The following is a 10,067-nucleotide window of genomic DNA, read 5'->3' as shown; positions in this document are numbered from 1 at the left end:
ACACCGGCCCGTGCCGCATAGCCGGTGACCGCGCCCAATCCCAGGTCGGTGGCGGGGGTGAGGGTGGGGAGCAGGGAGGCAAACCGGATGCCGAGTCCGGCACGCCGGGACTCCTCGGCGGCGTACGCGGTGGCGAAGCGGACCATGGCCTTGGCTCCGGCGTATCCGCCGCTGATGGGGGAGCCGCCGATCGCCGCGCCGCTGGAGAGGGTGACCACGGTGCTGCCGGGGGCGAGCGGGAGGGTCAAGGCCTGGCGGATCCAGTGGAAGGCCTGCTGGACGTCGACCTGCCAGTGACGGCTGAACTCCTCCCAGGTGAGTTCGTGGAGCGGTGCGGTCACGGGGGCCGCTCCGGCGTTGAGCACCAGGATGCGGGGGCGGTGCTCGGTCAGCAGCCGCTGGGCGGTGGCGGGTTCCGCGGTGTCCGCGGCGACGGGGACGAAGGAGTCGCCGAGGTCGGCCTGGGTCTTCGCCAGCCGCTCGGGGTCGCGGGCGACGCCGACGACCCTGGCCCCGGTTGCGGCCAGTGCGGCGGCGACCGCCCGGCCGAAGCCGCGGCCGGCTCCGGTCACCAGGGCGGTGTGCTTGTTGTCGATCACTTCGGATGCCATGGGGGTTCCCTCCGAGAAGATGTTCAACCACTTGGTTGAACATAAGTCCCGGACTAATATTTAGCAACATGGTTGAACGTTCGCCCTCGACCCTCGACCTGACCTACGCGGCACTCGCCGACCCCACCCGGCGGGAGATCCTCAGACAGCTACGGCTCACCGAGGCCCGGGTGACCGACATCGCCCGGCCGCTGCCCATGTCGCTGAACGCGGTCTCCAAGCACATCTCAGTCCTGGAGCGGGCCGGCCTGGTGCGCCGGGAGATCCGCGGAAGGGATCACTTCCTGACCGCGCAGCCGGCCGCACTCGCCGAGGCGGAGCGGTGGATCACCGACTACACCGCCTTCTGGGAGCACCGCGTCGACGCCCTGGCCGCACATCTGGAGAGCCGTCAGCAGCACCCCGCACCCGAGGAGCAGGCATGAGCGAGGTCGTCCGGGTCACCCGCAGTCTCAAGGCCACCGCGCAGGACGTCTACGACGCCTGGACCGACGCCGACCGGCTCCAGCAGTGGCTCTGCCCGGGGCCCGGCTTCGTCGCCGAGGCCTCCTGCGACCCCGTGGTCGGCGGACGCTACCGGATCGTCAAGATCCTCGACTGGGGCGCGGACGAGGTCACCGGCGAGTACCTGGTCGTGGAACCGCCGCACCGCCTGGTCTTCACCTGGACCGCGGACACCACCGGAGGCCGGGCCACCCAGGTGAGCGTCACCCTGCGCCCCGACGGCGACACCACCGAGATGACCATCGTCCACGAGCGGCTCCCCGACCGCGGCCGGCGCGAGGGCGCCGCCGCAGCCTGGGCCGATCTGGCCGGCAAGCTCGAGCGCCTGCTGGCCCGGCAGCCCGGCCCCGGTCGCTGAGTCAGCCCCGCACCGCGGTGGCCAGGGCGGCGAGGAAGGCGTCGCTGGTGGCCGGGTCGCGCACCGCGACCCGCAGCCAGTCCCGGCCCAGCCCGGGGAAGGTGTCGCCCCGGCGGACGGCGAAGCCGGCGCCGCGCAGCCGCTCGCGCACCGCCGCGGCGCCGGGAAGCTCCAGCAGCACGAAGGAGGCCGCGGGTTCGCCGTGCACCCGTACTCCGGGGACGGCCGCGAGCCCGGCCAGCAGATGGGCGCGGTGCCGGGCGCCCTCACGGGCGGCCTCCTCCGCCTCGGCCAGCGCACCTGGGGAGCAGCACGCCTCGGCGGCGACCAGCGCCGGGCTGGAGACCGGCCACAGCGGCTGGCTGCGGGCCAACCGGTCCACCAGGGGCGCGGCGGCCAGCAGATAGCCGATCCGCAGCCCGGCCAGGCCCCAGGTCTTGGTGAGGCTGCGCAGCACCACCAGGCCGGGCAGCTCCGACCGGGCGGCCAGGCTGCCCGCCTCACCGGGCACCGTGTCGGCGAACGCCTCGTCCACCACCAGGACGCGGCCGGGCCTGGCCAGCGTGGCCAGTGCGGCGGCCGGGTGCAGGACCGAGGTGGGGTTGGTGGGGTTGCCCAGCACCACCAGGTCCGCGTCCGCGGGCACCCGGCCCGGGTCCAGCCGGAAGCCGTCCGCCGCCCGCAGCAGCAGCCGCTCCACCCGGTGCCCCGCGTCCCGCAGCGCCGCCTCCGGCTCGGTGAACTGCGGGTGCACCACCACGGCGCGGCGCGGCCGCAGCGTACGGGCCAGCAGGACGAACGCCTCGGCGGCGCCCGAGGTCAGCAGCACCTCGCCGGGCGGCCTGCCGTGCCGGGCGGCGACCGCGGCGCGGGCCGCCGTGCCGTCGGGGTACGCGGCCAGACCGTCCAGCGCCGCGGACAGCCGGTCGCGCAGCCAGCGCGGCGGGGTGCCGGCGCGGACGTTGACGGCCAGGTCGGCCAGAGTGCCGTCGCGGACCTCGGCGTCTCCGTGGTGACGCAGATCCGGCTCCCGCGACACCGGGGCCGACGGTCCGTCAGTGCGCATGGCCGTGCCCGTGGTGGTGGTGGTGGTCCGGGTCGTCCGGGTGGTGGTGGGGGCGCTGCACGGCACCCACCCGGTCCTCGAAACCGGGCAGGGCCACGCGGTAGACGCAGGTGTCGCAGTTCATCCGCAGATCCCCCTGCAGCGCTTCGCGATAGCGCTCCAGCACCAGCTCCGCCAGCTCCTCGGTGGCGCCCATCACCCCGGCGCAGCGCACCTCCACCGCGGGGTGGGCGGCGGCCCACTCGGCGGCCTGCCGCTCCACCCGGTCCGGCAGCACCCCGGTGAACAGGAAGTACGGCAGCACCACGATCCGCCCCGCGCCCAGCCGGCGGCAGCGCTCCAGACCGGCCGCCACATCGGGGTCGGCCAGGGAGACGAAGGCGGTCTCCACCCCGGCGAGTCCGCGGCCCTCCCACAGCAGCCGGGCGGCCTTGTGGACCTCGGAGTTGGCGTCCGGGTCGGTGGAGCCCCGGCCGACCAGCAGCACCGTGGTGGCGGCGCGGTCGGCCCGGTCCAGCACCTCGTCCAGCCGCCGCTCCAGCACGGACAGCAGCGCCGGATGCGGGCCGAGCGGACGGCCGTAGCGATAGGAGATGCCGGGGTGGCGCTCCTTCTCCCGGGCCAGCGCCGCCGGTATGTCGCCCTTGGCGTGCCCGGCGGAGACCAGCACCAGCGGCACCGCGGCGAACCGCCGCACCCCGGCGGCCACCAGCTCCGCCACCGCGTCGGCCAGCGGCGGCGGCGACAGTTCGATGAAGCCGCCGCCCACCGGGACCCCGGGCAGCCGGTCGCGCAGGCCCGCGGTGAAGGAGCGGAACGCCTCGGCGCCTGCGTCGTCACGGGTGCCGTGTCCGACGAGCAGCAGCGCGGGCGGCTGGGGTGGGGTCACGTCAGGTCTCCAGAGGTCGGGAGGAGGGGGGTCACTGCTGCCAGCGGTAGCCGCGCGGGGTGACCATGCGGCCGGCGACCCGGCGGGTGGCCGTGTTGCCGACGGTGACCACGGTCGTCATGTCGACGGTGGTGACGTCCAGTTCGGCGAGGGTGGTGACGGTGTGCCACTGGTCGGCGCGGGAGACGCCGTGGGCGACCCCGACCGGGGTCTGCGGGGTGCGGTGCGCCGCCAGGATGTCCAGGGCCTTGGGCAGCTGCCAGTCCCGGCCCCGGCTGCGGGGGTTGTAGAAGGTGACCACCAGGTCGGCCTCGGCTGCCGCCCGTACCCGACGCTCGATGACCTCCCACGGGGTGTGCAGGTCGGAGAGGGAGATCGAGACATGGTCGTGGCCCAGCGGGGCGCCCAGCAGCGCCGCCGCGGCCAGCGCCGCGGTCACCCCGGGCACCCCCACCACGTCGATGTCGTCGCCGGCCTCGGCCAGCGCGGGCGACGCCATGGCGTACACCCCCGCGTCGCCGCTGCCCACCAGCGCCACGGCCAGGCCCTCCCGGGCGAGGCGCACCGCGGTGCGGGCCCGCTCCTCCTCGGCGCCCAGGCCGGACTGCTCGATGCGGGTGCCGGGGCGCAGCAGGTCGCGGATCTGGTCGAGGTACTGGTCCAGGCCCACCACGACCGAGGCGCGGCGCAGTTCGGCGCGGGCCCGGGGGGTGAGCAGGTCCCGGGCGCCGGGGCCCAGGCCGACCAGGGCGAGCCGGCCGCGCACCGCGCGGCGGGCCACCGCGACGGTGCACATCGCGGGACGGCCCACGGGCTGCGACTTGCGCTTGGGCACCAGCAGCACGCCGCCGGGCGCGGAGGCCAGGGCGGCGGCCTCGGCCACGCTGGGGGTGCCGACCGCGGCCAGCGGCGCGGCGGAGGGGTTGGGCACCGGGACGGCGGCCAGGACCTCCGCGCTGTGGGTGGTCACCGGCACCCCCAGCCGCCGGGCGGCCTCCAGGATGCCCTCCTCGTCGGCCTTGGCCTCCACGGTGGCGAGCCGGGCGACGGAGGCCGGTGACAGCCCGGCGCCCGCGAGCGTCTCCGCCACCAGCTCCAGCACCTCCCCGGCGGTGACCCCGCGGCTGGCGCCGACGCCGACCACCAGGGAGGCGGGGCGCAGGGTGGCGGCGGTCCCGCCGCCGGTGCGTACCCGGTCGCTGATCCGCAGCACGGGCGCGTCCGCGGGGGCGTCCGCGTCCACCCAGGAGGGCAGCGCGGGCAGCGGGTACGGGCGGTCGGCCTCCAGCCGTACGGGGGAGCCGTCCAGGATCGCCCGGGAGACCGCGGCCACCTCGCCCTCCACCGGCAGGCCCAGGGTGTCCAGGCCGGGGATGCCCGTGGCGTCGGTGGCGGTGGTGACCACCGGCCGGGTGCCCAGCACCTCGGAGAGCTGCTCAGCCAGGGCGTTGGCGCCGCCGCCGTGGCCGCCCAGCAGGGGCACCGCGAAGCGCAGGCCCTCGTCCACGCAGACCACCCCCGGGTCGGTGGCCTTGTCCGCGAGCAGCGGGGCGACCAGCCGTACGGCGGCCCCGGCGGCGAGGAAGCAGACCAGCTGCTCGCACTCGGCGAAGGCCCGGCCCACGGCCTCGGCCGCCGGTCCCTCGTACCGGACGGTGCGGGCGGGCCATGCGGCGGCGAGCCGGTCGGCGGCGCGCCGTCCGGCGGCGGTGACTGCGATCAGGCCGATCACTGGGGGAGCCTCCTCGGAGGGCGGTGCGGTGGTGGGCTGAAGGCGGGCCGGGCGCCGCACCGGCGGCCGGACGGCGGCCGGTGCGGGGTCATGGGCGGCTGCCCCAGAGGACGAAGACGGGGTTGGTGGCGGCGAGGCGGCTCACACCGCCCGGCAGCGGGGCCAGCCGGGAGGAGTGCAGCAGCACGCCGTCGGCGGCCAGCCCGGCGGTGTGCAGCGCGTCGCGCACGGCGGGGACGCGGTCGACCGCGGCCAGGGTGACCACCACCGTCCGCCGGGCGCGGGCGGCGCAGTCGCGGACGACGGCGGGCAGGTCGGCGCCGCCGCCGCCGACGAAGACCGCGTCGGGGTCGGGCAGTGCCGTCAGCGCCCCCGGGGCGCGGCCGTGGACCACCGAGACGTCCACGCCGTGGGCGCGGGCGTTGGCCCTGATCCGGGCGACCGCGGCGGCGTCCTGCTCCACCGCGACCGCCGCGGCGCCGAACCGGGCGCACTCCACGGCGACCGAGCCGCTGCCCGCGCCGACGTCCCACACCAGCTCGCCGGGCCGGGGCCCGAGCCGGGCCAGCGCCAGGGCCCGTACCTCGGCCTTGGAGACCATGGAGTCGCGGTGCTCGAAGGCGTCCTCCGGCAGCGCCCACCCGGCCGGTGCCCCGCCGTGCCCGGCCAGCGCCCGCACGGGGCCGACACCGGCCCGGGGGGCCAGGCAGAGCACCAGGTTGACGGCGGGCCAGTCGCGGGCGGCGGCTTCGGCCAGGGTCAGCTCCTCGACCCGCTCCGCGGGCCCGCCCAGGTCGGAGGCGACCACCAGGCGCCGCTCGATGCCGGGGGTGCGCAGCAGCTCCGCCGCGAGTTCGGCGGGGCCGGCGCCCGGAGCGGTCAGCACCGCGGTCTTGGCGTGCGCCCGGCAGAGGTTGTACGCGGTGTGCGGGGCCCGGCCGTGGGCGCTCACCACCACGGCGTCGTCCCAGGGCAGGCCCAGCCGGGCGAAGGCGTGCGCCACCGACGAGACGCCGGGCCGCACCTCCAGCCGCTGCGGGCCGAACCGCTCGCCCAGCGCCCGGACGATGCCGAAGAAGCCCGGGTCGCCGCTGGCCAGCACCACGACCCGGGCGCCCGCGCGGGCCGCCTCCTGCTCCATGGCGTCCAGCGCGGGCGCCAGCGGCCCCAGGACGACCCGGCGGGCCCCGGCGGGCACGGCGGCGGACTCCAGGTGCCGCCGGGCGCCGGCCACCAGGGTCGCCGCCGACAGCACGGCGGCGTCCTCGGGCGGCAGCGGGTGGCGGCCCCGTCCGAGGACCGTGATGAGGGAGGTCATCGCGGGTTCAGCGCTCCGCGGGCGGCGGCGCGGCGCTCGCCCCCTCGGTGCGCAGGGTGCGCCGGGCACGCCGGTCCGCCTTGCGGAAGGTGTGGAAGTGGCCGGGGTGGTAGAGGTGCGAGCGGGTCCCCTCGGCGCCCAGCGCGGGGCCCACCAGGAACAGGGTGTGCTTCCACAGCCGGTGCTCCTTGACGGTGGCCTCCAGGGTGCCGACGGTGCAGTGCAGCACCAGCTCCTCCGGCCAGGTCGCCTGATGGGCCACCACCACCGGGGTGTCCTGCGGGTAGCCGCCCTCCAGCAGCTCCGCGGCCAGCTGCCCGCTGCGCGCCGCCGAGAGGAAGACCGCCATGGTGGTGCCGTGCCGGGCGAACTCCCGTACCTCCTCGCCGGGCGGCATCGGGGTCTTGCCGCCGCCCAGCCGGGTGAGGATCACCGACTGCGCCACCTCCGGCACCGTCAGCTCCCGCTGGGCGATGGCCGCCACCGCCGAGAACGACGAGACGCCGGGCACGATCTCGGTCTCCAGACCCAGCGCACGGCACCGCTCCAGCTGCTCCTGCACCGCGCCCCACAGCGACGGGTCGCCGGAGTGGATCCGGGCCACCCGCAGGCCGTCGCGGGCCGCCTCCTCGTACAAAGCCAGCACGTCCTCCATGGGGACCAGGGAGGAGTCCACGATCCGGGCGCCCTCACGGGCGTGCTCCAGCACCTCGGCCTGCACCAGGCTGGCCGCCCACACGACCGTGTCGGCCGCCGCGATCGCCCGTGCCGCCCGGAAGGTCAGCAGGTCCGCCGCGCCCGGCCCGGCACCGACGAAGGTCACCTTGCCGCGGGTTGCACCGGTCACAGCTTGCTCCCTCGTTCGCCCCGCGGCGCGGGGCAGATCAGGGTGGACAGATAGGGCTGCGGGGAACCGTCCAGTTCGGCCGCCGGACGGATGGACTCCTCCGGCAGGCCCAGCGAGGAGCCCCACACCGCGCCCGGGGTGCGCCCGGTCTCCCGCAGGGCCGCGGTGACCTCGGCGGCGATCCGCCCGAACTTGTACGCCACCACCGTGCCGGGGCCCGCGAGGGCCTGCCGCAGCACCGCGGAGCCGGCGGTGACCGGCACCAGGGTGAGCGGCTCCACGCCCTCGGCCAGCACCGTGCCGCTGCGCGCGGCCAGGTCCTGCATCGCGGTGATCCCGGGGACGGTCTCCACCGCGGTGTCCGGCAGCGACCGGCGGACCGTCTGGGCGAGGTAGGTGAAGGTGGAGTAGACGTTGGGGTCGCCGATGGTCGCGAACGCCACGGTGCCGCCCTCGCCGGCCTCCCGCAGCAGGCCGGCGACCCGCTCCCCGGCGGCGTCCCAGGCCGCCTCACGGCGGGCCCGGTCGGCCCGCTCGTTGAGGCCGAAGACCACCCGGACGACCTTGTGCGGGTCCGTGTGGTGCAGCACCGTCGCCTCGGCCCGGCCCCTCTCCCCGCTGTCCATCACCGGGACGACCACGAACCGCGCCTCGCGCAGCACCCGGACGCCCTTCACCGTGACCAGCTCCGGATCGCCCGGACCCATCCCCACGCCGACCAGGCGCCGGCTCATGCGGAAGGGCCCGTACGGGGGAAGAGGGCAGGCCGCGCCGCGGCGGCATGCGGAACACGCATGACGGAGTCCTCACTCGGGGTCCTCGCCCCGGTCGACGTGACGGCGGCCAGAGTCTCCTGGCTCCCGGATCGGCACACCCCCGGGCCTTCCAACCGCATGTGCACGGCCGTGGCAGACTCCCGCAGACGCTGCTGCGGGGCCGAGGGTGCTCCCCGGTGACAGTGGCGGGACCGCGCCGGATTCGCACCGGACTTCCTCGTCAATGCCGCCGTGTATGGCCCGGAAATCCCATCACGCGCCCGGCTGCCCGGTCAACAACGCCCCCTGTGGTGTGCGCCGCACCCGGCCGCGGCGGGGCGGCCGGGTGGTGATGTGCGGCACACCGCCCCGCCCCCGCGGGCCGCCGCCGGGGGCGGCCGAAGGGGTGGAGGCCCAGCGTGCGGGGCGCGTCGCGAGCCGCCCGGAAGAGGGAAGTCACTGCTCCTTACGGGTGTCTGATTCACCCCGATCGGAACCTGATTGCGAGCCGTCACGTCCTCACCTCAGGTGCGGAGCCGATTCGGTGCGTCCGAGGGGGCGCGCGGAGCCGCCGGCGGAAAGGCCTGTGGGGATGGAGCTGACGAGCGGAGCGTTCCTGGCGCTCATCACGGCGGCGCTGGTGCTGCTCACAGCGACGGTGCTGACGGTGTGGAACCGGATACCCGGTCCGCGGGCGGTCCGCTACGGCGGCAGACTCGGCCTGCTGGTGCTCAACCAGGCGGTCGCGGTCCTGGTCGCTCTGGTGTGGCTGAACAACACCTATGCCTTCTACGAGAGCTGGGACGACCTGCTGGGCACCAACGGCAACCAGGTCGCGCTGGGCCCGGACGGCGGCTCACCCGCGGTGGGCGCCTCGGCGCTCGGCCGGGGGCTGCCCGGCGGGGCGCGGCCGGTGCTCTCCTTCAGGCCCTTCAAACGGCAGGTGATGGAGGCCACCGCGGTCGGCCCGCACTCCAGGCTGCGCGGTGAGCTCTATGTCTGGCTGCCGCCGCAGTACCAGGAGGCCGCCTACCGCACCAAGGCCTTCCCGGTGATCGAGCTGCTGCCGGGTCAGCCGGGGTCGCCGCGCACCTGGTTCGGGCCGATGGATGTGGACCGCACCCTGTCGGGGCTGATCGCGGCGCAGCGGGTGCACCCCTTCATCCTGGTCTCCGCCACCATGAACTACACCGGGACCAAGGACAGCGGCTGTGTGGACGTCCCGCACGGCCCCCGGGTCGACACCTGGCTGACCAAGGACGTCCCCTGGCTGGTCGAGCACAGCCTGCGGGCCGCGCCCGACGCCCGTCACTGGGCGCTGATGGGGTACTCGGCGGGCGCCTACTGCAGTGTCGACCTGACGGTGAAGCACCCCGGCGTCTTCCACGCCGCGGTCAGCCTCTCCGGCTACAACGCTCCGGAGTCCCCGTTCGTGGTCCGCAGTCCGGCGCTCCGCGCCGCCAACAGCCCGGTGCTGCGGCTGCGCCGGATGGCGGTCCAGCCGGACATCGCGCTGCTGCTGGCGGGTTCCCTGCAGGACGGCCGTACGGTGGCGGACGCCCGGACGCTGCTGGCCGAGCTGTCCCGTCCCGCGCACGGCACCACCCTCACCGTCGCGCACGGCGGCCACAACACGGCGGTGTGGGCGGCGATGCTGCCCACCGCGCTGGAGTGGCTGAGCCGCAACACCCCCGGTCCGGTGCCGGAGCGGGGAGGGGTGGGGGCGGTGCCGCCGCGGCACCGGAGTGTGCCGGGCCGGGTGGTGCACGCCGCGCCCGCTCCGGGGCGGCTGAGTGCGACCCCGTCCGCGGCCTCGGTGGTGGCCCGCGGCTGAGGCCGGGTGCGGTGCTGGCGCGGCGGCCGGGTGGAGCCGCCGCGCCGGTCTGGGATGGCGCGGGATCAGGCGGCGGTGCGGGCGCCGCCGGTGGGGGGAGCCGGGGGGCGTGACGCCGTGCCGTCGGCGGTTGTCCGCGGTGCCGCGGTGGGC

10 protein-coding genes and 1 riboswitch are annotated in these 10,067 nt (G+C 76.3%); of the genes, 3 read left to right on the top strand and 7 right to left on the bottom strand.

Annotated features, from left to right (window positions below):
• Nucleotides 1–611 (bottom strand): SDR family oxidoreductase (locus AOK09_RS29825; protein ID WP_055590347.1); only part of this gene is annotated, 611 nt, incomplete at its 3' end.
• A 68-nt stretch (nt 612–679) separates the two neighbouring features.
• Here AOK09_RS29825 and AOK09_RS29820 point away from each other — a divergent pair.
• Nucleotides 680–1,036, top strand: coding sequence for an ArsR/SmtB family transcription factor (locus AOK09_RS29820; protein WP_055590346.1), 357 nt, complete (start codon nt 680–682; stop codon nt 1,034–1,036).
• Nucleotides 1,033–1,473 carry an SRPBCC family protein gene (locus tag AOK09_RS29815; RefSeq protein WP_055590345.1) on the top strand — a complete coding sequence of 147 codons (441 nt, stop codon included), beginning with the start codon at nt 1,033–1,035 and terminating at the stop codon, nt 1,471–1,473. The genes AOK09_RS29820 and AOK09_RS29815 overlap by 4 nt, the downstream gene beginning before the upstream one ends.
• Nucleotide 1,474: 1 nt before the next feature.
• On the opposite strand, the gene cobC is transcribed toward AOK09_RS29815, so the two are convergent.
• From cobC to cobI, 6 genes are all read right to left on the bottom strand, one after another.
• Nucleotides 1,475–2,539 carry an Rv2231c family pyridoxal phosphate-dependent protein CobC gene (cobC, locus tag AOK09_RS29810; protein ID WP_055590348.1) on the bottom strand — a complete coding sequence of 355 codons (1,065 nt, stop codon included), beginning with the start codon at nt 2,537–2,539 and terminating at the stop codon, nt 1,475–1,477.
• On the bottom strand, nt 2,529–3,428 hold the full coding sequence (locus tag AOK09_RS29805) for a sirohydrochlorin chelatase (RefSeq protein ID WP_055590344.1): 900 nt from the start codon (nt 3,426–3,428) through the stop codon (nt 2,529–2,531). Before AOK09_RS29805 ends, cobC begins: the two co-directional genes overlap by 11 nt.
• A 31-nt stretch (nt 3,429–3,459) precedes the next feature.
• Nucleotides 3,460–5,160 (bottom strand): precorrin-3B C(17)-methyltransferase, encoded by a 1,701-nt coding sequence (gene cobJ / locus AOK09_RS29800; RefSeq protein ID WP_055590343.1) that lies wholly within the window; start codon nt 5,158–5,160, stop codon nt 3,460–3,462.
• 88 nt (nt 5,161–5,248) lie between these two features.
• Complete coding sequence (locus AOK09_RS29795) at nt 5,249–6,478, bottom strand: bifunctional cobalt-precorrin-7 (C(5))-methyltransferase/cobalt-precorrin-6B (C(15))-methyltransferase (protein ID WP_055590342.1); 1,230 nt, start codon at nt 6,476–6,478, stop codon at nt 5,249–5,251.
• A 7-nt stretch (nt 6,479–6,485) separates the two neighbouring features.
• A complete protein-coding gene (gene cobM / locus AOK09_RS29790; RefSeq protein ID WP_055590341.1) occupies nt 6,486–7,325 on the bottom strand; it encodes a precorrin-4 C(11)-methyltransferase in 840 nt (279 codons plus the stop codon).
• The gene (cobI, locus tag AOK09_RS29785) at nt 7,322–8,059 is read right to left on the bottom strand and encodes a precorrin-2 C(20)-methyltransferase (RefSeq protein ID WP_055590340.1); all 738 of its coding nucleotides are present in this window, start codon (nt 8,057–8,059) and stop codon (nt 7,322–7,324) included. The genes cobM and cobI overlap by 4 nt, the downstream gene beginning before the upstream one ends.
• Before the next feature lie 113 nt (nt 8,060–8,172).
• Nucleotides 8,173–8,319: riboswitch (cobalamin riboswitch) on the bottom strand.
• 353 nt (nt 8,320–8,672) lie between these two features.
• Here cobI and AOK09_RS29780 point away from each other — a divergent pair.
• Nucleotides 8,673–9,914, top strand: coding sequence for an alpha/beta hydrolase (locus tag AOK09_RS29780; protein ID WP_055590339.1), 1,242 nt, complete (start codon nt 8,673–8,675; stop codon nt 9,912–9,914).
• Nucleotides 9,915–10,067: the final 153 nt, after the last annotated feature.

Source organism: Peterkaempfera griseoplana (genome assembly GCF_001418575.1).
In the GTDB taxonomy this organism is placed as follows: Bacteria; Actinomycetota; Actinomycetes; order Streptomycetales; family Streptomycetaceae; genus Peterkaempfera; species Peterkaempfera griseoplana.
The sequence above is the reverse complement of the archived record's forward strand: the minus strand, read 5'-3'. Positions and strand labels throughout refer to the sequence as shown.